Source organism: Tepidibacter thalassicus DSM 15285 (genome assembly GCF_900129915.1).
GTDB classification, from domain to species: domain Bacteria; phylum Bacillota; class Clostridia; order Peptostreptococcales; family Peptostreptococcaceae; genus Tepidibacter; species Tepidibacter thalassicus.
The window spans coordinates 1-21,183 of sequence record NZ_FQXH01000017.1 but is presented as its reverse complement, the minus strand read 5'-3'; the positions used below and the strand labels follow the sequence as shown (position 1 = coordinate 21,183).

The 21,183-nt window shown below is 29.6% G+C and carries 18 protein-coding genes and 1 pseudogene; 8 read left to right on the top strand and 11 right to left on the bottom strand.

Features of this window, described 5'->3' with window-relative positions:
* Positions 1-138: 138 nt before the first annotated feature.
* Positions 139-2,841, bottom strand: coding sequence for an S-layer homology domain-containing protein (locus BUA19_RS07965; RefSeq protein ID WP_072725417.1), 2,703 nt, complete (start codon positions 2,839-2,841; stop codon positions 139-141).
* A 180-nt stretch (positions 2,842-3,021) separates the two neighbouring features.
* Here BUA19_RS07965 and BUA19_RS12140 point away from each other — a divergent pair.
* Positions 3,022-3,210, top strand: a pseudogene (locus tag BUA19_RS12140) (transposase family protein); the annotation flags it as partial.
* A gap of 1 nt (position 3,211) precedes the next feature.
* A complete protein-coding gene (locus tag BUA19_RS12135; RefSeq protein ID WP_408645618.1) occupies positions 3,212-3,421 on the top strand; it encodes a transposase in 210 nt (69 codons plus the stop codon).
* Between the two features lie 471 nt (positions 3,422-3,892).
* Here the strand turns inward: BUA19_RS12135 and BUA19_RS07950 are convergent, their stop codons facing one another.
* From BUA19_RS07950 to BUA19_RS07930, 5 genes are all read right to left on the bottom strand, one after another.
* Positions 3,893-4,540, bottom strand: a complete 648-nt coding sequence (locus BUA19_RS07950; RefSeq protein ID WP_072725413.1) for a type II toxin-antitoxin system PemK/MazF family toxin — start codon at positions 4,538-4,540, stop codon at positions 3,893-3,895.
* Between the two features lie 302 nt (positions 4,541-4,842).
* Complete coding sequence (locus BUA19_RS12025; RefSeq protein WP_278280458.1) at positions 4,843-4,971, bottom strand: hypothetical protein; 129 nt, start codon at positions 4,969-4,971, stop codon at positions 4,843-4,845.
* Between the two features lie 33 nt (positions 4,972-5,004).
* A complete protein-coding gene (locus BUA19_RS12020; RefSeq protein ID WP_278280457.1) occupies positions 5,005-5,133 on the bottom strand; it encodes a hypothetical protein in 129 nt (42 codons plus the stop codon).
* Positions 5,134-5,568: 435 nt separating this feature from the next.
* Positions 5,569-5,829, bottom strand: a complete 261-nt coding sequence (locus BUA19_RS12165; protein WP_456300355.1) for a DUF7768 domain-containing protein — start codon at positions 5,827-5,829, stop codon at positions 5,569-5,571.
* Between the two features lie 173 nt (positions 5,830-6,002).
* Positions 6,003-6,257 (bottom strand): hypothetical protein, encoded by a 255-nt coding sequence (locus BUA19_RS07930; RefSeq protein WP_178137473.1) that lies wholly within the window; start codon positions 6,255-6,257, stop codon positions 6,003-6,005.
* A gap of 147 nt (positions 6,258-6,404) precedes the next feature.
* Here BUA19_RS07930 and BUA19_RS11445 point away from each other — a divergent pair, with 147 nt between their 5' ends.
* From BUA19_RS11445 to istB, 3 genes are read left to right on the top strand one after another with little or no spacing between them, the layout of a single operon-like run.
* Complete coding sequence (locus BUA19_RS11445; protein ID WP_084602001.1) at positions 6,405-7,076, top strand: transposase; 672 nt, start codon at positions 6,405-6,407, stop codon at positions 7,074-7,076.
* 23 nt (positions 7,077-7,099) lie between these two features.
* Positions 7,100-7,612, top strand: coding sequence for a Mu transposase domain-containing protein (locus tag BUA19_RS11440; RefSeq protein WP_084602000.1), 513 nt, complete (start codon positions 7,100-7,102; stop codon positions 7,610-7,612).
* 5 nt (positions 7,613-7,617) lie between these two features.
* The gene (gene istB / locus BUA19_RS07920; RefSeq protein WP_072725411.1) at positions 7,618-8,367 is read left to right on the top strand and encodes an IS21-like element helper ATPase IstB; all 750 of its coding nucleotides are present in this window, start codon (positions 7,618-7,620) and stop codon (positions 8,365-8,367) included.
* On the opposite strand, the gene BUA19_RS07915 is transcribed toward istB, so the two are convergent.
* On the bottom strand, positions 8,359-8,814 hold the full coding sequence (locus tag BUA19_RS07915) for a phage/plasmid primase, P4 family (protein WP_330389046.1): 456 nt from the start codon (positions 8,812-8,814) through the stop codon (positions 8,359-8,361). The two genes, istB and BUA19_RS07915, sit on opposite strands and share 9 nt — an antisense overlap.
* Before the next feature lie 280 nt (positions 8,815-9,094).
* On the opposite strand from BUA19_RS07915, the gene BUA19_RS07910 reads away from it, so the two are divergent.
* Positions 9,095-9,739 (top strand): hypothetical protein, encoded by a 645-nt coding sequence (locus BUA19_RS07910; RefSeq protein ID WP_072725406.1) that lies wholly within the window; start codon positions 9,095-9,097, stop codon positions 9,737-9,739.
* A 168-nt stretch (positions 9,740-9,907) separates the two neighbouring features.
* Here the strand turns inward: BUA19_RS07910 and BUA19_RS07905 are convergent, their stop codons facing one another.
* The 4 genes from BUA19_RS07905 to BUA19_RS07890 form a co-directional block, all read right to left on the bottom strand.
* On the bottom strand, positions 9,908-12,964 hold the full coding sequence (locus BUA19_RS07905) for an Ig-like domain-containing protein (RefSeq protein WP_072725403.1): 3,057 nt from the start codon (positions 12,962-12,964) through the stop codon (positions 9,908-9,910).
* Positions 12,965-13,069: 105 nt separating this feature from the next.
* Positions 13,070-16,294, bottom strand: coding sequence for an S-layer homology domain-containing protein (locus BUA19_RS07900; RefSeq protein WP_072725401.1), 3,225 nt, complete (start codon positions 16,292-16,294; stop codon positions 13,070-13,072).
* 217 nt (positions 16,295-16,511) lie between these two features.
* A complete protein-coding gene (locus BUA19_RS07895; protein WP_072725399.1) occupies positions 16,512-18,107 on the bottom strand; it encodes a CTP synthase in 1,596 nt (531 codons plus the stop codon).
* A 264-nt stretch (positions 18,108-18,371) separates the two neighbouring features.
* Positions 18,372-19,733, bottom strand: a complete 1,362-nt coding sequence (locus tag BUA19_RS07890; protein ID WP_072725397.1) for a S41 family peptidase — start codon at positions 19,731-19,733, stop codon at positions 18,372-18,374.
* A gap of 343 nt (positions 19,734-20,076) precedes the next feature.
* Here BUA19_RS07890 and BUA19_RS07885 point away from each other — a divergent pair, with 343 nt between their 5' ends.
* Both BUA19_RS07885 and BUA19_RS07880 read left to right on the top strand, forming a co-directional pair.
* Complete coding sequence (locus BUA19_RS07885) at positions 20,077-20,766, top strand: copper amine oxidase N-terminal domain-containing protein (protein WP_072725395.1); 690 nt, start codon at positions 20,077-20,079, stop codon at positions 20,764-20,766.
* 192 nt (positions 20,767-20,958) lie between these two features.
* Positions 20,959-21,183, top strand: a 225-nt coding sequence (locus BUA19_RS07880) for a helix-turn-helix domain-containing protein (protein WP_143145403.1), incomplete at its 3' end; no start/stop codon positions are given.

The window sequence follows — 21,183 nt, the reverse complement described above, 5'->3', positions numbered from 1 at the left end:
TTTTTCCTCCCATAAACCATTTTAAATCTATACCATAAAATGTTGTTTTTTATCAATATTCCACAAATTACATTTTATCATCAAATTTGCTAATTTAAAAGCATATAATTATTTTGTAACACATTTGAAACATCTCAACTACTCACTCAAAACTACTAACAAATATATCTCCTGCGTTTCTCTATTGTAAATAAACTTAACATTCGGTTTTTTCCCTTTTATTTCATCATAAAATTTTTCAATTAAAATACTATTCTTTTTATTCATATTCAAATACCCATCAAGCATTATATAATCCGTTTCTCCATTGACATAAAAAGTTTCAGTTTCTCCTTTAATATCAATACGTATCTCTCCATCTTCCACATCTACACTTTCAATTACACCATCTTTTATTCTCGAATATCTGCCAAAGTCAAATAACTTACAACCCATAACTTCATTATCCTTTATGTAAAGAGCTACTATATCGCCCTTCCTCAAATCATTAAAGTCCAATTTTTTATCTAAATCGCTATATATTTTATCTCCTTGATGAAAAATATAACTTTCATCATTTATACGTATTACCTTACCCGATTTTTTATCTATTTTTCCAACTACAAAATTAAATTCATTATCATTGACAACTTCAAGTTTACTATTGTTATTTATTTTGTAAAGAATAAGCCTTTTGTCTAAAAATACATATTTACAAGAATCATCTAATAAATATTCCTTTACTTCACCTGAATTAGTTCCTACACTTACATAATTTTTATCCCCCAAATTATAACTACCATATACATATCCACATAAAGTTTCTTCCTGTATACCTTCCATATTTTTGCGAATAGCCAAAAATTCCAACTTATCATCATCTGATAAATAAACAACTTCAACATCGCTAGTTACCTTCTTACTTTTAAGTCTATCCCAAGTTAATTTCTTCACTTTATACGGATTATTATCAGTATAATCGAAATACGCAGTTTCAGAAGTTACAGTGTATTTTCTTCCGTCAATAACAACAAAGTTTTCTCCAAAATCATCTCCTGCACGTATAACAGATATATTATTTTGATCAAAAATATCCTCTTGTATATTATCGCTTAAACTTTTAAGCTTACCAGATTTATTTACAGAATATCTCAATATACATCCAGGCTCAGCATATTCCTTTAATCTCAAATACTCATCAGGATCTTCAAATGCATATAACTTTTTAGAACCACCCTTGGTAAATATCTGAATTTCTCCCCTCAATTCATCTCCATACCTTATAAGAATACCGTATAACCCATCATTTGAAGTGAAATTACCTTCAATATAGACAACATCTCCCTTTAAATCCTTATAAATACTAACCTGTTGATTATAAAATTCTTCTAATACTTCTTTACACTTGTATGTATTGTTCTTGACAGTTTTAATACTTCTATCTTTTTTATACCTATAAGAAAGTCTATCAGCTACATAAAACTTATCTTGACTATTACTAATAGTAAAATAAACATCTTTATTGTTTATTCCACCAAAAACCTTTTGAAACTTCCCAGCTATGCTGCTTTTCCAAGCATATACAACCCTTTCTTTACTATCTCCTATTTCCTCACTAATACTAATCATATAATCCTTAACTATACCACTGTAATTTATACTTTTTATATTATTTCCCTCTACTAAATACACTTTATATCCATTTTTAAAATCTTTAAAATTTATTTCTTCTTCAATTCCATCTTCTATTAATACACCTTTTAATTTTTGATTTGCCACATCAACCTCTCTTACCAGCAAATTTTCGTATTCAAATAAAACTAAATTAGCATAAACCAATTTATCATCTTTAATCACAAAATTTCCAACCGCTCCATCTTTAAGATATTCATCGTACTCATATTTATTGATTTTCTCTCCATTTACATAAATATTGCTGTTAGTACCCACAACTATAAAATTATCACTTCCTGAAAGCTTTATTTTTCCCACCGGTCTTTCAGTATATGAATTGACAATTATTTGATTTTGATATAGACCTTTGTTCTTCAAATCACAATATGAATATAGAATATATCCATCTCTATTTACAAATAATGTATAATTCATACCTTCACGCAAATCAATATTGTCCTTTATGTAAAAATTTTTTTGATATTTGTCTTTAACTGATTCAAAACACGCTGTTTTTTCATTTTTTTCTATAAATCTCATATTATCAAATCTATGTATATTTAATTTTCCCTCTAAAAAAGTATCTTTTGATAAGTGATAGTTTCCTTCAAATCCAACTATGTAATTCGCATTAAATGCATTATAAATCATAAGTGCTGCATTTCCTCTAGTCAGTAAAGAATTAGGTTTTCTATCTACTCCATTTAAAATACCTTCACTAGCTGCTTTTGACACATAATTTAAAGGCCACTTTCCATCTAAATACTCATCTTTATACCCTAATGCTCTCAATAAAATTGTAACTCCCTGCTCAAATGTAATATTGTCTAAAGGCTTAAATAAATTCCCTTCATATCCCTTCACAAGCCCCATATCAACTGCTAAACTTATATATTTAGCTGACCATCGTGAATGTTCTACATCTTTAAAATTTACTGTTTTATCGACTAAGTTTATTTCATCTGAGATACCTAAAAATTCTACAATCATCTTTACAAATTCTTCTCTAGTTATATTTTGTTCCTCGTGAAATTTTCCATCTTCTTTTCCCTTTACCATTTCCAAACCCATCAATACATTAACCGCTCTATTAATGTCTTCATTTTTATTTTCAACTTGTGCATATACATTGTTTATAAAAATTAAAAATGCAAAAATAAAACAAAGACTATATATTCTATACCTCATACCATACCTCCAATGAATATTTTACCATCTAATACAATATCATTATATCTCTTTATTTTCAACAAATTTAGTGTTTTCATAACATTATTTTATGAAATAAAAGCACTAAAAAAGGCAGGTATTTAACGCAAATACCTACCCTAACATTGACAAAGAGGCAAATTTTATGAATCCTATGACTTTCTTCCTCGATATCACCGTATAACTAACCGCTTGGTCCATTATATTTGCCAAGAGCTTACTAAACTTACTAGCATGACTGAAGTAGCTAAGTCTGCTAATGTTTCTATTTCTACAGTTATACGTATATTCAACATAGTAAACTACACTAAACCTACTTTACCAAAAATTCTTTGTATAGTTTTATGAGATCTGTCAAAGTGATAAGTATTCCTATCAAAGAACTGCTTTTAGTGAGTGGATTAAAAATGCAGAAAACCCTGATATTCCAGAATTTGAAAAATGTGCAGATAGATTTAGAAGATGGTCTAAAGAAATAAAGAATGCTTTTAAATATGGTTATACTAATAGTCCTACTAAAGGGTTTAATAATAAAATTAAAGTTTTAAAACAAGTTTAAAAACTTTCATAGATTTCGTAATAGAATTATTCATTGTATCAGTTAAATTAAAAACTTATAAAAATCAATTGAATAGCAATTTGAAACCTACATTTTAGCTAGGTTTATTAAATGTACTTAAAAACATATCATTACATTAAAATAAGCTCAAATATAATAATAGAGCGGGATTAAAACTAACCCCACCCCAACTATTAACAAAGAGCCTAAAAAAATACCAGAGAGCCCACCCGTGACTCCCTATCTTTGCTTTTTATACCACTTTGAGCATTCATCTCAAAGTATCTTTGTGTATTATAATTTTACCCGTTTATTATAATTATATTCATGAACATCGTTTTGATTACAAAAATTTCAAAAAATAATACTAGGGAACTCACTCGTAGTCCCCTATTTGAAATAATAATACCACTATCCCGCTCGTGAATAGCATCTTTGTACCTTAATAATAACATTTCAACTCCTTTTTGTCTAGAGATTTTTTGAAAAAGCTTCCCTAATTTGTCTTTGGAATTCTTCCATATCATTAATTCCAAATTCCTCTTTAAACATAACAAATCGATTTAATTCATTTTTTTTCTTAGATAATTCAACCTCTAAATCATTAATCTTTTTTTTGAGCTTCTCTATATAATCAAGTTTATCATTAAGTATGTTTTGTAATTTATCATAATGACGCTTTATATCGACAGAAATTGCTATTGCTTTATCAACTGCTTTCATTTCAGAAGAATCTAGTTTAGTTATATAATCTCCTAATCTAGCTTTGCTAACACATATCATATTAGCCAATAATACATTCCCGTCTAAAATAATTTCTCCAGATTCGTTATATTTATTAGCAATTGATACCACTACAGGTAATGTAGATTCCGTATGAGTTATTGGTGCAACTATTGTATTAGGTGATATAACATTACCAGCATCATTTTGAAGAATTAGGCATGGTCTCTCCTTGCACTCTTCACTACCAATTCCTAGACCTAGATTACATCTATAAACCTCACCCCTTTTAACAACTCTTTTACTTGCCCTACTGGCATTTGAATCAAGGTATAATTTTGTCTTTAACCACTTTAGGTATTGTTGTATCTTTGATAAATCAATACTTCTTGCCATATCTTCTCCCCTTTATCTAAAAAAGATTTACATAAATAGTATGATTCCCACCAACTCAAATACATTTTTGCTATTTCAGTATAACATATTTTGCTAAAATTTTCATATTGTTTTATTTTACATAAAAACCTATGATTTGTACTTTGCTTTAACTTTCTAATTTTCCTGGCATAGAAAAGACCCTCTTACTTTTAATGAGGGCCCATTTATCAAGAATGCTACATTTCATTAGAATCGAATCGATATAACCTCGGCATATTCAAACAACATATAGTTCCCTTAATTTTCTATACCTTTACACTTTATACTATACCATAGGTGGTAGGTGTCTTTCTATGTCTTTTAGTATCCTCTTTTAAAATTTCATCAATTATTTTTAAAGCTCTACCATGCAGCTTCATCGTATAATGCTTATTATAACCTATTACCATAGCAATCTCATCCCAGCCTTTGTTATTGATGTATCACATTTCCAGCAAAAGCTGATAACATGAATCTTTAACTTGGTTAATAGTGTCCATAATTTCTTTTTTCAAATCTACAAATCTGTCTATATCTGCAACTATCTCATATTCAAGATCTATAATTTTCACAATGATTTCTTTCATTTGACTTTTAGTATTTTTTCCTCCTGATACTTTATCCTCTCTGTATGTGAATGTTGTTTTTTTAGCCAGTGCCTGCAGTCTTTCTTTTTCCTCCAATTTGTTATTGATAATTTTATCAAGCCATATTGCCTGTGACAAATATTCTTTATCAATTATTATTATATTACCTCTATTTTTCCACCATAGTAGGTTTCAATTATATGAATTCTTGTATCTTCATCCAAAGGAAGTATTCTCTCTAGTGCCTTCTTTTGTCATAGCTTAAATTCTTCTTGAGTTTTAAAAAACCCACATCCATCACATTTTTTCTCATTAAGTACATTACAACTTCTTGGCTTATAAGCAAAATAATCTATTTTCTCCATCATTTTACCTCTTTTACCAGTCTGCAGTCTACAATAAAATATTTTATTAAAATGCCTAAAGATTCAGCTTTTTTATTTCTACAGCTATACCTAATGATATACGATTTCCAAATACCCAAATTTCATTACATAGTTTTAGTACATGCATTCCCATATCAATAACTAACCTTCTTTCCTCAAGATCATCTTCATTTAAAAACTGTGAAAAAAAAAGATAAAATATAAAGGGAACTGCATTTTTAGTTACATCAAATCTTCCATATCTTCTGACCCTTTCTGTGTTCCCTTCAACATCTCCTGCAAAGTGACTGCAGATAAAAACTATTTTTTCTCTTTAAATTTCTCTAACTCTGTATCAATTTCACTTGCTTTTCTTAGATTCATAATTTTACACCTTCGGTTTTCACAGCAGAGACTATAATATTTTCACAATGTTACAGATTATTATATATAATATATACATTTATTTTATATATAATAATTTTTTAGCTACTCTCTTTTTTCTCTTAATATAAAAAATAAATAAATATCTGTAACATCTTTTTCTATTTTTATTCCTTCATTTATGAAAGTTAAAACTGGATTATTAACCATTTCATATTCCTTCTTCTCTTTTGTTACTACTAACGGCTTAATAAATCCTGTAGTTATCACTCTTTTTAATCCTTCAACACCAAATTTTAACAAATATTCCATAGCTGATTTAGTTAAAAGCTTGTCTTTAATAAATACATCAAAATCCACATCCTTTTCAATGAAAACTGCATTAAAAGGACTAATTACAAGCCTTCTATTAATGCTAAAATAAAAATATACGAAATTGCAAATATAAAACTTAACACAATTGCAAACTAAATGATATAATTGCTTCCAACTAAGGAGGTAATTAATATGCTAGAAAATATTAAAACAGAATTAAATATTTTAAGGAGTTTAAGAATGAAACCAAATTATAGCGATTTAGCAAGAAAATATGGTATTTCAAGGCAAACGATATCTAAATATGATAAAGGCTTTGAAAAGAAAAATACTAGAAAAAGAAGTTCTAAATTAGATAAATATCTAGATGAGATTAAAGAAAAAATTAATTTACCTGGAGCTACAATAACTGGGGTGTATAAATATTTTTTCACTAAAGATTCATCGATTGGAACACGAGCAAACTTTGATTATTATGTCAGAAAGAATAATCTTAAAGAAAAACAAAAATCTATTGTACATCCAAGATTTGAAACAAAACTTGGAGAACAACTTCAGTTTGATTTTAAAGAAAATATAACTATGACTTCAAAATATGGTGAAACCTTTAAATTTAATATTTTAACAACTACATTAGGAGCATCACGTATGCACAAATTTACTTATAGTAAATCTAAAACAAAAGAGGATGTGATAAAATGTTTAATTGAATCATTTATATATTATGGCGGTGTCCTCCAAAAATTATTAACAGATAATATGAGCAGTATTGTAAATATAAAAACAAAAAAATTCATTGAGAATTTAATCAATTTGCAAAAAATTTTAATTTTACCCCAAAAAAATATAAAGAATGTAAAGTAAGATCACCCCAAACAAAAGGAAAAGTGGAATCTGCTAATAGATTTATAAATAGAATAATACCTTATAATGGTGAATTCAAAGACGAAGAAGAACTAATTACAATAATTAATAGATTAAGTAATGATGTAAATAATGAAATTAATCAAACGACAAAAGTGAAACCTATAATGCTTTTAAGAAAAGAAAAAGAACATCTTTCTCCCTTACCAAATAAAGACATTATTGAATCGTATTTAAATTATATGAAACCCACCACAGTTCATAATGATTCAATGATTAATTACAAAGGAAAAAAATATTCTGTTCCACATAAATTTATTAACAAAACCCTTAAAATAAGAAAATTTGAAAATAAATTATATATTTATAATAACACAGATTTAATAAGAATACATAAATTAACTGAGAGAATTATTAATTATAATGAAGATGATTATAAAAATATTATTAATGAAAAACTTGCATATAAGAGTGATGATGATATTACAAAGTTTGCAACGGAAAATTTAAAGCTATTAGATAATTTGAAAGGATAGAAAAAATGAATACATATACAACTTTATTAAACAATCTAGAGCAATTAAATTTAACTCAAATAAAAGAAAATATAGATACATACATAGATTTAATCACATCAGGAGAAAAAACAGTTGTTGATGCATTAAATGAACTTATCAAACTTGAAATACAACTTAAGGAAGAAAAAGCTATAAATGCATGTGTTAAAGTGGCTAATTTTCCTTTTTTAAAAACCTTTGATAATTTTGATTTTAGTTTTCAACCTACAATCACTCAAGATAAAATAAGAGATTTAAGCACACTAAGGTTTTTAGAAAAAAAAGAAAACATATTATTTTCAGGTAACTCTGGTGTAGGTAAAAGTCATTTATCTGTATCTATTGGTATAGCAGCAGCAAAGAAAAGAAATTCAACATATTTTATAAACTGTCATGATCTTTTATTGAATTTAAAGAGAGCACATTTAGAAAATAGATTAGAAACTAGGCTTAAACATTATGCAAAATATAAAATTTTAATTATCGATGAAATTAATTACTTACCAATTTCAAAAGAAGAAGCAAATATGTTCTTTCAATTGATAAATAAGCGTTATGAAAAGGCTAGTACAATTATTACAACTAATAAGGAGTTTAGCAAATGGCATGAAATATTTGGCGATACAACCATCGCCAATGCTATTTTAGATAGATTATTGCATCATTCTACAATAGTAAAAATAACTGGTCGTTCCTATAGAACTAAGGATAAAATAGCGACTAATTCAAAATAATAATTTAACAAAAGTGTTAAAAATTATATTTGCAAATTCGTTAAATTTAATATTGACATTAACACTTCTCATTAAACCATCTGAAATATCATTTATTCTTGATAGTTTATTTGCACTAAAAATAAGCTTTACATAGTTATTAAATTCAAAAAGGTCCTTTCCTTTTCTCTCTACATTAACCGTTTCTCCAGTAACTAATTTTTTAAAAATAGCATTATCATCAATATACTTTTTACTAATGTCATCTCCAATGTTAGCTAATTTGTGGAAAAGCTCTGCAGTTTTAAATCTCTCACCGAGTTCATTTATTCCAAGAGATGAATAATTATCACTACCCAATAAATTTTTAATCATATCAAGGAATATGGACTTCCCATTACTCCCACTTCCAGTGAGAATAAAACACTTACCCATTTCATTTCGTCTAAAAAGTAAGTACCCTACCAATATGGATAGGCTATACTTAATTAGACAATAACTACTTAAAAAATACGTCTACAAAAATTAGTGCAAATGACTTTCTATATGACCTTAGTAATAATCTATGTTTGTTACTTCCTGATGGGGTAAATTTTATTTCCTTCATCGTTCGTTTCAAGAATATTTTTGTGCCAAGAATTTAAAGAGCGGCTTTGAAAAAGTATCTACGAGTAAAAAAGGGGTTCTATCTGCTGGTTTAATTAAATTCTTTAATCTACGTGATAACATTGGAGATACAGTACTTGATATGCTCTATGATATGGCACCTGAAAAAGTTGAAGAGTTTATTATTATACCATTTTTAAAGAGTATAATTGATGATAGCTCATCTGATGATGATGCCTATTGGACTTTTCTAAAAAAGATGCACCCAGATATTAGAGTGTGGATTCAATACCCTAAATGTATTGAATATGATAATGAGCAAGATGAGATGTATAATGAATCTTATTACGATTTCAGTATTGGTGATAACAGAGCATTTATGGCAAATTCGAAGTTATACTTTTTCATTATTGATACACTGATGCAATTCGACTTAGATAAAACTACTTACTATGACAACAATAAAATTATGAATAAAGTCCCTGAGATACTTGAAAAGTTTAAAAAGATAAAAAATGATGAAATTGACCAATGTAAGACTGTTTATAATGATGTAGGGGATCTTGATTATACTGAATTCTCAACATTTATAAAAGTTGACGGTGATTACTGGTTTTCAGTAGAAAAAGTTCGCGAAAATGCTGAGAAACACGATACCTTGTTGTCGCTAATTAATAGTGAAGACTTCTTATATAAGAGGGCTTATCGTACCCTAAAAGAGTATTTAAGAGATCTGAAGAGCAAACAGCAAGCTAGAGATGATGAATGGACAGAAGAATTTATATAATGATTTATATAAATATGGAATAGAAAGTGTCAAAAGTGCAGAGATTGAATAAATATTAAACTAAGGAGCCGTACCAAACCATCCCCTTGTGTTAAAGAAAAAGAGAGAATCAACCCCAAAAGGCTAATTCTCTCTTTGATGTAAACAAATAGAACCATCCCAAATGTTCTAATTATTATTTACAACTTGAGTAATAAAATTTGCAACTTTATTTCCAGCCTTATCTGTCAAGTCTGTCGTTCCATTAGCTATATAACTAACAGTAACCGTATTACCAGTTGTAGGAGATTTATCTAATATCAATGTAACAGTATCTCCACTTACGCTTACACTTGATACACCTATATCTTCATTGCTATTACCTGTAGAAGTAATTGAAAATGCTTCCTTATTTGCACTGCTTCCAGATAATATTTCATTGAAAGTAATTGTTAATGTAGTATTATTAACTGAAGCACTTGCTACTGTTGGAGCCGTTCTATCAAGAGTTACATTTTCACCTATTTCATTATTATTTTCACTACCAGCTATTACTATGAAGTCTTGTTCATTTTTGTTACCATTAGTATCGATAGTAGTTACTTTAAGAGTTAACTTATCTCCATCTGCAAGAGTACTTAAGTCAGCAGCTGGTATTATGTAAGTTTTATTATCTGCATCTATTATAGCTGCCACTTCAACAGGATCAGTTACGTCAGTTTCATCATCCCACTTAGCAACTATTGTTGCAACATCGCTGTCAGTATAAGCACCTTTAATTTCTATACCATCTTGAATGTACAGTTTATCAAAGTCATCGAAATCAGTATGATCTACGCCTGCAAACTTTGTAATAGTAAGATTAGCTGGTGCAACACCATCTCCTAGAGTAACAGTTACTTCTTTCTTAGCAGCATTTTTATCTTCGCTTGCATCTTTAAGACCATCTATTGTTCCACCTGCAGTTTCAACAGTTAGAGTAGTATTTGGATTTAGTACATCATTATTATTATCACTTGATATTACAACTGTTTTGTTAGTTGTATCTTCAATATCAAGTGAAGCACTTAGTGAACCATTTAGATTAACTACTGTACCATTTTCTTTAATTACTATATCATTTGCAATATTAGCTAGTGCTGAAGAGTCCATTGCTTCATCAAATATAAGCTTGATTTGGAAAGGTTGAGATCCAGATTGACCAGCTGTAACTAGTTTACCAGAAGTCAATACAGGAGCAACATTGTCATATGCATTAAATGATTTAACAACTGTATCTATTATATTTCCTGCCTTATCAGCAACATTTTGTATTGTAAGTGCTCTTGTTTCATCCTTAATAAATGTTCCATCTGGGAATGTAATTCTTACAAGTTTCTTCTCAGAGTTTACAAAAGCTAAAGTTGTCCCATCTGGTAAAGGTTCACCATCTAGTAAATAGTTAGAAGGATTAATAGCTGAAGTTGCATCAGTTCCACCAGTCATTTCTTCATTAAACATTACATAAAGTTCATTTCTATATCCAACATCCCCTATTACAGGGTTAGTATTTATTGTAGATGTATTTGTTCCAGTTGCACTTGTGATTTCATTTGTTACAGTCGCTAGCTCTGGTTTAGTTGTATCAGTAGTATCTCCTACTGTTACAGTTGTACTGAATGCAATATTCTTGTTAGCTTCCCAAGCTAGGTCTTTAACTACTTCTTTTGGAACATTTATTGTATAAGTCTTATTAGCAGAAGTTACAAAATCAAGAACAACTATTGTATTCTTTCCATCTGCATCAGCAACAATTGTCACATCGCCTGCTGCTCCTTCAGTCAATCTAGCAACTTCTACTCCGTCTTGGTCTGTTATAGTAATGTCTGAGTATCCAGTCAATTCAGCAACTTCTTCATCAAATACTAGTTGTATTTTATTTGTAGTTTGATCAACTTTAGCTTCTACTAGAGAAGGAGCTGTTGTATCCTTAGTTAGAGTAACTGTATTTGAAGTTTCTGTCATAGCATTGTTATTATCATCTTTAACTCCATTTATTACAACAGAAACATCTACAGTGTCTCCAGTTACACCAGTAAATGGATTAGTTGTAAGTGTTAAAGTCATTTCAGTATTGTCTGTATTCCAAGAAACTGTTCTTGAAAGTATAGTATCTCCTTTTTTAACTTTTACTGTAGAAGTAGTTACAGAAGAAGTATCAACCGCTTCGCTGAATGTAACTTTTACTTGCTTATCGTTAAGAGCTTCTACAGAAGAAACTGTTGGAGCCGCCGCATCACTTTCAACTATGAAGTTGAAAGAAAGTGGATTAGGAGATATCTTGTTTCCGTTCACATCTTCAAGATTAGCTATATAAAGCTCATATGTCTGTCCTGCTGTAAGATCAGTTGTAGTAAGAGTAAGCTCATCTGTTTCGTTTCCTGAAGTAACTGTTGCAGTAACACCATTTACTTTTATAAGCGCACCAGTAGCACTTACAGGCTCTGTAAATTTAACTTTTATAGATGTAGTAGTCTTTCCTTCTTGAGCTGCTGCAGTAACACTTGCAAGCTCAGGAGCAGTCTTGTCGCTGAACAGGATTGTTTCTGTATAGTCAGTGCCAAGCTTGTTTCCTTCTGCATCAGCTATGTTTTTAGATACTTCAACTGCGTATGCAGCTCCTTCAGTAAGATAAACAGAAGAATTAGTCATGGTTATTTTAACTGTCTTCTTGTCGTCTTGAAGAGCTACTGATGTATTACTACTATTATAAGTTCCACTATCTGCAAGACTATCTGCATTTATAGAGAAGTTGACTGCAACAACAGTATCTTCATCTATTTCTTTGTTAAACTTTATTTCTATTTCTTTAGCATTAATAGCCTTTACTGATTCAACTTTTAATTCTTGTTCTGGAGTTTCAACTGGAATTTCAGTTCCATCTCCTTTTACAATAGTTGTTGCATTAGCAGGAGTTTGTACATCTGGATTAGATGCCCAAGTATCAAAATCCGCTGGATTAGTAGCCAGATAATCGCTAAACTTAGCAGACTTTCCATTCATATCAATTATAACATTTTCAGTATTTGCAGGACCAAATATGTCACTAAAAGCTTCTGCATGTTCTCCAACTATATAGTCTATAGAATAAAATTTATTATCTATTTGTATTCCATCCATTCCATTATAAGCAAACGCCATCGAAGTTGCACCACAAACCATAGCAGTAGCTAAAGTAAGTGTCATTACTTTTTTACTTCTTTTCATGGACGTACCTCCTATCATTTATTTATATTGCTTATTATTCTATAATCTATACGCAGGCGTTACCTGCGTATAGATTAATTTATTCATATTATCATATTAAAGTAATTACTTAACAATTACTTCATCTGTATCTTTTAATTCAGTTCCAACATAAGCTTTAACAATTATTTTATCTCCTTTATCAAGTCCAGGGAATATATTCCAAGTGAATTTTCCATCTGCTAATTTAGCTTCTTTTGTTTTTCCATCATATATTACTTCTACTTTTGTAACTTTAGCATCAATATCTCCAGATACTGCAGTTGCAACAGTTCCCTTTGCTTCAGCATTTGTTATCATTGAATCATCTTCAGATGGAGTTTCTTCTTTCTTTTCTACAGTTACTTTGAAAGTTTTTTCTGCAGAATTATATCCATCTTTAGTAGCAGTAACAGTTACAGTAGTTTCTCCTTCTTTTAAACCTTTAACAGATACTTTACCATCTACTACAGATACTTCTGCTATACTTTCATCTTTAGCTTTAGCAACTAATTTCACATCTTTTGGATTTACTGTTACTTCTACAGTTGTAGTTGCTCTTTCTTTAACTGTTACGTCACTTAAAGAAGCTAATTCTATATCTTTTTTCTCTGCATTTTCAACTTTGTCAATAACTTTATCTTCTTCATCGTCTACTAATCTTTCAACTACTCTTACACTTACTCCATCTTCAACTATGAAAGATACAGCATCTCCTTTTTTAATCTTAGAAATAGACTTCTTAGAATTTTCTTCATATACTACAGTATCGCTCTTTAATGTATAATCTTCTGTATTTCCAAATATATCTTTAACTTTTATAGTTTTTCCATCTTTTTCTATAACTTTACCATCTACAATTTTATAATCTTTTACAGTTTCTCCAGCTTTTCTTTTCATTAATTCTATTTTACCATCGCTCTTAACCTTAGCAATGTAAGCATCTTCTTTCTCTACATCATCTTTGTTATATACTTCTCTTTCGTGAACTTTTCCATCTTCATCAGCATACTCAATGTAAGTATCTCCATGCTTAGTCCACTTATCAATTACGTAAATAGCTTCTTCATCGTTTGCACTAGTTAATCCATTTTCACCTATGAATATTACAGCTTCAGCATCTACATCACTATCATCATCAGTAAACACGAAGAATCTAGCATTTTCTGAAGCATCTTCTTTGATATCAGCCCACTTGATTATACCAAAATCATCTGTATCAAAATCATTATTTCCTGGCTCAAATCCTTCTGCATTTATTAATACAGTTTTTGAATCAATGCTAAATGATTTTCCTTCCTTTGTTTTAATGCTGTCCTTACCAAAGTCATCTTTAGCAGTCCATGCACTATCTTTATCCATTACATATAATTCATCTTCAGCTATTTCACCGTTTTTATTAAGTTTAAACTTAACAACATCTCCTCTTTTAATAGCTGTTCCTTTTACATTATCTTCTTTGAATTTTCCATTATCATCTTTTCTTATTTCTTTATGATTTTCGAAGTCTTTATCTTCTTCTAAGTTATATTTTACTTTTTCACCTTTACCATCTTTAGTTATTGTATAAACTTCTATCTTATCTCCATCAGCATAAGCTTTAGTAACTATACCGTATCTGTATCCTGAAGTTTCTTTAACTTCTGAAGTTAAGTAAACTATTTTACCAGTTGCATCAAGATATGCTACCATTTCTGCATCGTCTGCATCTTCCATATCTTTTTCCCAATCTGAATCTGTTTTCCAAGCTTTTGAATGTTCGTCTTTATCTATGCTGTAGTAAGCATTGTATTGAACATCTCCATTTTTATCTGTGTAAGAAGCTATATCATAGCTTTTTCCACCGATTTCAATTTCATCTTTTTTAACTTTTCCAAGTTTTCCTTTAACTACATTTTCTTTTAATACAGTTACTACTGCATAGTCATCTCCTTCATATTTTTGTTTTTGAGCGTATATTAAGCTGTTTTCTTCGATGTCTTTAACATCCATTTTGTTTCCGTATTGATCGAATACTAATACTCCTTTAAAATCTCCATCTTTGCTTAAATCTAATTCGTAATCCGCATCAGTTTCACAAATACCTTTTAATACTCCATCTTTGTTTTCCTTAACTAACATCCATGGATCAGCTGCATCTTCGCCGCTACCTTTGATTTCTGCATAAACTATTTTATTATTTTTAACAACGAATTTACCAACATGGCCAACTATATCTTCAACTTTTAATTTATCGTAATCTACTTCTTTTTTATATTTATTTTTATCATCATCAAATACATATACAACTGCATTTTTAGCAAATTCATATTCATCATTGAATTTAACAAGACTTATTTCTTTATCTTTTGTAACTTTATCTATGAAATCAAAATTAGCTTTATCGTCATTTTCTCTTTGAGCATAGATTACTTCATTATCATCGTTTAAGTATATAGTTACTTCTTCACCAAGCATTGGCTTTAAGTTAGTATCTTCAGCTAAATCAAACTCACGAACGTCTTCTGCTTTGTACATATTTTTAACATTTTCTTTGTCATCTTCATCCGTTGTTTTTAAGAATTTAACTTTCACTTCGTCTTTGTCTAAAGAATCATCTACAGTTTTATCTGCAAGAAGTCTTACATCTTCATATTTATTTACATCTAACTTTTCTTTTAATAAAGTTACTTTACTTTCAGTATACTTAATTTCTCCACCTAAGTACTCACTTACTTTTACAACTTTAGCATCTAATGCATTGTCAACTAAAACAGCTACAGTTCCTCTATCAGCTGTACCATTAGCATCAGCGAACTTAGCTCCTGAAGTTATTCCAGTATCTGCAGCTTTTGCTACATAGTTTCCTGGCCAGCTTCCTGGTAAGAACTCATCTTTGTATCCTAAAGCTCTAACAAGCATAGTTACAGCTTCAGCATAAGATACTTCTTTAGTAGGTTTGAATGTTCCATCTGGATATCCATTTAATAATCCTTGACCAGCAGCTACATTGATGTATCCTGAAGACCATCTTGAACCGTCAACATCAGAGAATTTAGTTGCTCCTTTAGCAGCATCTGCTGCATCAGAAAGTCCTAAAGCAGTAACTAATATTTTAGCGAATTGCTCTCTTGTAACTTTCATTTCTTCATGGTATTTTCCATCTTCCATACCATTTACTATTCCAAAAGCTGATAATCTTTCAACAGCTTCAACAACTTTTTTATCAGTATCTTTATTCATTTCTGGAGCGGCTGCAAATGCAGTAGACATTCCACCGAATGCTAAAGCACCAGCTAGTGCTACAGAAAGAACTTTTTTAGTATTCTTCATATACCAATCGTCCTCCTTAACAATTTATGTATTTTTTAGCCCATATCTTTCTTTCATTGGACTTACTTTCTTATACATGAAGATTATACCATCGTAAATTTTACCAGTCAATAAATAAAACACTTTTGTAATATTTTTGTAATAAAAATATAACAAAAAAATGACAAGCCCTATACTATTTTGTATAAAAATACAATAGTATAAGGCTTGTTTTTGATTATTTCACAGAAGCTTTGATAAATTCTCTAAATAACGGATGTGGTCTTGTAGGTCTTGATTTGAATTCTGGATGGAATTGTCCAGCAACAAACCAAGGATGATCTTTAAGTTCTACTATTTCAACTAATCTCTCATCTGGAGATATTCCCGATATTACAAGTCCTGCTTTTGTAAGTTCTTCTCTGTATTCATTATTAAATTCATATCTATGTCTATGTCTTTCATATATTAAAGATTCTCCATAAGCTTCATACGCTTTAGTTCCTTCATATATTTTACAAGGATATACTCCAAGTCTCATTGTTCCGCCCATTTCCTCTATATCTTCTTGATCTTCCATTAAATCTATAACAGGGTAGTTTGTATTTGGATTTAACTCTGATGAATGAGCATCTTTCATTCCTAAAATATTTCTAGCAAATTCAACTACAGAAAGCTGCATTCCAAGACATATTCCAAAGAAAGGCACTTTGTTTTCTCTTGCGTATTTTATAGCAGATATTTTTCCTTCTATTCCTCTATCTCCAAATCCACCAGGAACTAGTATTCCATCTGCATTTTTTAATATATCTTTTGCATTTTCGTCATTTACATCTTCTGAGTTTATCCAATCTATTTCAACTTTTGCATCATTATATATTCCTGCGTGTTTTAATGATTCGGCTACTGATATATAAGCATCTTGAAGTTCTACATATTTGCCGACAAGCGCTATTTTTACAGTTTTCTTTAGATTTTTTTCTTTTTCTACTATTTCTATCCAATCTTTTAAGTCGTGTTCTTTAGCATTTAGATTTAATTTTTTAACTACTAATTCATCTAATCCTTCTTCTTTTAACATTAAAGGTACACTGTATAAAGTTTGAGCATCTAAATTTTGAATGACATGGTCTGATTTTACATTACAGAAAAGTCCTATCTTCTTCTTTATATCTTCAGATAGAGGCTTTTCTGATCTACACACTAATACATCTGGTTGAATACCTATACTTCTAAGTTCCTTTACTGAATGTTGAGTTGGTTTAGTTTTTAATTCTCCTGATTTTGCAAGGTAAGGAATAAGTGTTACATGTATATACATTACATTTTCTTCACCTGCATCGTATTTAACTTGTCTTATAGCTTCAAGGAATGGAAGTGATTCTATATCTCCTACTGTTCCTCCTATTTCTGTTATAACTACATCAAAGTTTCCTTCTTTACCTACTCTATATACTCTATCTTTTATTGCATTAGTTATATGAGGTATAACTTGAACTGTAGCTCCAAGGTAATCTCCTCTTCTTTCCTTATTAAGCACTGACCAGTATATTTTACCAGTTGTTACACTTGAATTTTTAGAAAGATTTATATCTACGAATCTTTCATAGTGTCCAAGATCAAGATCCGTCTCTGCTCCATCTTCTGTTACGAATACTTCTCCATGTTGATAAGGCGACATAGTTCCTGGGTCTATGTTTATATAAGGGTCAAATTTTTGGATAGTTACATTAAGCCCTCTTGATTTCAAAAGCCTCCCTAATGATGCAGCTGTTATTCCTTTTCCAAGTGAAGATACAACCCCACCTGTTATGAATATGTACTTAGTAGCCATAATAATCCTCCTTTTATTTTATGTTTTTATTATTTCCTTTTCTCACCATTTTATTAACTTTCCTAATCAATTAAATTATGTGGAGCGAAAATATAAGTGAATATTCATTGCAGTAGCGTTATTTTTGCCTCACATAATAACCTTTTAACTCAAAAAAAGGGGTAGGTCGCCCTAGGAAAGGGCGACCTACCATTTATCGAGGAGCCACCCTTTTCGGGTAAGGCTCTTTATTTTTCAATTTACAACAACTATGCTATTTTATCACTATTTACTCAATATTTCAATAGCTTTTTTTAACTGATTATCCATTTTTTCAGAAAGAATAAATTCTAAAAATTTTTCATTTAATTTCTTAATAGTTGTAATATCTGCTACGCCATAAGGATATAAATTATTATCCCTTTGGAAAGCTGTTACTGCATCAAATGTAGAATCCTGATATACCCCCATGGCATCATCTATCTTATAACCCAAAATATTTAATCTCTGTTGAAGTGCTAACACATCAAGTCCTGCGTCATTTTTAAACAGTTTTTTATCAGGGCTTAAATTCAATAAATCATCTAAATCAACTAAATATCTAGGAACTTCAATATCAGGAGTAATTCCCGTACCGTTTATAGTTCTACCCGATGGAAGATAGTACTTTGCGATAGTCAATTTTATACTTTCTCCATTCTTCAATGGAATCACTGTTTGAACAGTTCCCTTTCCATAACTTCTCTGACCTATGATTGTTCCCGAATTAGTATCTTGTATAGCTCCTGCTAATATTTCAGATGCTGAAGCTGAAGAATTGTCAATCAACACCACTACATCGTCAAAAGCAACTTCTCCTTTTGAGTAATATTCTTTTGTCTTTCCATTTTTGTATTTTACACTGACTACTTTTCCTTTTGGAACAAAATATTTAGATGCTTCTACAACACCTTTAAGTCCTCCACCTGGATTTCCCCTCAAATCTAAAATTAATTTTTTAATTCCTTTTTGTTTAAGTTTTTCTACAGCATTTTTCACCCCATCGACTACATTTGAGTTAAATTTCGATATTTTAATATAACCTATATTGTTATTTATAACTTTGTATTTTACGGGATTTATTTTTATCTCATCTCTTGTAATTGTTACATCAAATTTATTTCTATCTCTCTCTACTGTAAGAGTAACTTTTGTCCCTTTATCTCCTTTTATCATATTTATAAGTGACTTTATATCTTTAATTTTACCGATTTCTTTATTATCCACTGCTATTATTATATCTTCTGGCATAAGACCAGCTTTTTTAGCCGGAGAATTATCCAAAAGTTCAATTATTTTCACCTTTCCATCTCTTACTCCTAATAATGCACCTATTCCGTACATCTTACCTTTTACATATTCATTAAATTCTTCATTTATTTCTTTACTCATATAAATACTGTACTTGTCCAATTTTTCAAACATTCCTTTTATAGCTCCATCATACAATTCTTCTTCTGTAATTTCTCCTGCATAGTTTTTAATTATGTAATTTTTTATATCATTGAAAAATTCTTCATTTTTAACAATTTCTTCTCCAAACGCTATATTTGAAAATAAAAGTACTGTTATCAATAAAGTCATAAAAGTTTTTCGAAACAATTTCATAATACCACCCTCTTTCTACTTATAAATGGTAAAACTCGTTACAAAATCCCAAACTTACTTTAAAAAGAAATATACAAAGATAAGTGAATGCCTATGATAACTTTTATAAAAAAACTTACTGAAATGTAATGAAAAATTTGTTAAAAACCTTCAATGTTTGAACGAAGTGAGTTTTGAAGGTTTAAGATTTTTCATTACATAAAGTTTAGTTTTTTCAAAAGTTATCTGAAATGAACGTTCTTTTATATTTCTTTTTAATTCAAAAAAATAATTCAAAATACCCTTTTATTATAACACAATTTTGATGTATTCTAATATATATAACGAATATTGGAGGTGTTTTATGAAGAGGAAAATAATAACTTTATCAGTTGTGATCACTTTACTTTTAAGTGGATTTGCATTTGGAAGTGATTACAGCAAAAAAATAACCGTGTACTTTAAAAACATAAAAGTATCACTTAATGGAAAAAACTTAAATTTTTCTAATGAACCTTTTATATACGAAGGTACTACTTATGTCCCTTTAAGAGATATATCTGAAAGTTTGGGTATAAATGTTTATTGGGATGAAAAAAGCAAAAGTATTTATATGCACAGAAATAACACTAACTACCTAGACAACAGTTATGAAATTGAAATACTAAAAAATCAATTGAGAGAAAAAGAACGTGAAATCGAAAAGCTCAGAGATGACGATTATAATTTAGACGATTTAGAAGAAAAACTAGAAGATGATTACGATGAATACACAAGAGGATATAGAGATTTAGAATTCACTTATAAACTAAGTCAACTTTCCAATGACGATATAAGAGTTAAAATGTATGGAGATTTTGATAAAAATTCTTCTGCTTGGGACGATAGAAACAAATCTAAATTTAGAGATTTTATAGAAGATATATGTCGTGAAATTAAAAAGGAATTTAAAGAGGACATAGAAATTATAGTTTACGATGAAGATAGAGACAGATGTGCTGAATATACATACGATTACAGCGAAAGAGATTTAGATACAGAATATGAATACTAAACTAAAAAACTGCGTAATTTACGCAGTTTTTTACCCTTTTCTTCCAAATCCATATCTTCTTTTAACTTCAAATATATCCATTGTATTCTTGGCAGTATTCATAAAAGTAAGCTCAACATCATAGTGATATGCTCCCCTTATAGTAGACAGTTAAAATAATAAAACTGTTGGCTATAAGGAGGAGTATTTTTTATGGGAAGAAAAAGTAAGTTCACAACAAATGAAAAATTAGAATATGTTCTTAGATGTATAAATGGAGAGGACTCTATCAATCATACTGCTAAACTAATTGGTGTTAATCGAAGCACCTTAAGCAATTGGATTCGAAATTATCAATCATTAGGAATTAATGGATTAAATACCACATCTAAGAATACTTCTTATTCAGAAAAAATTAAGAATATGTCTGTGAGAGAT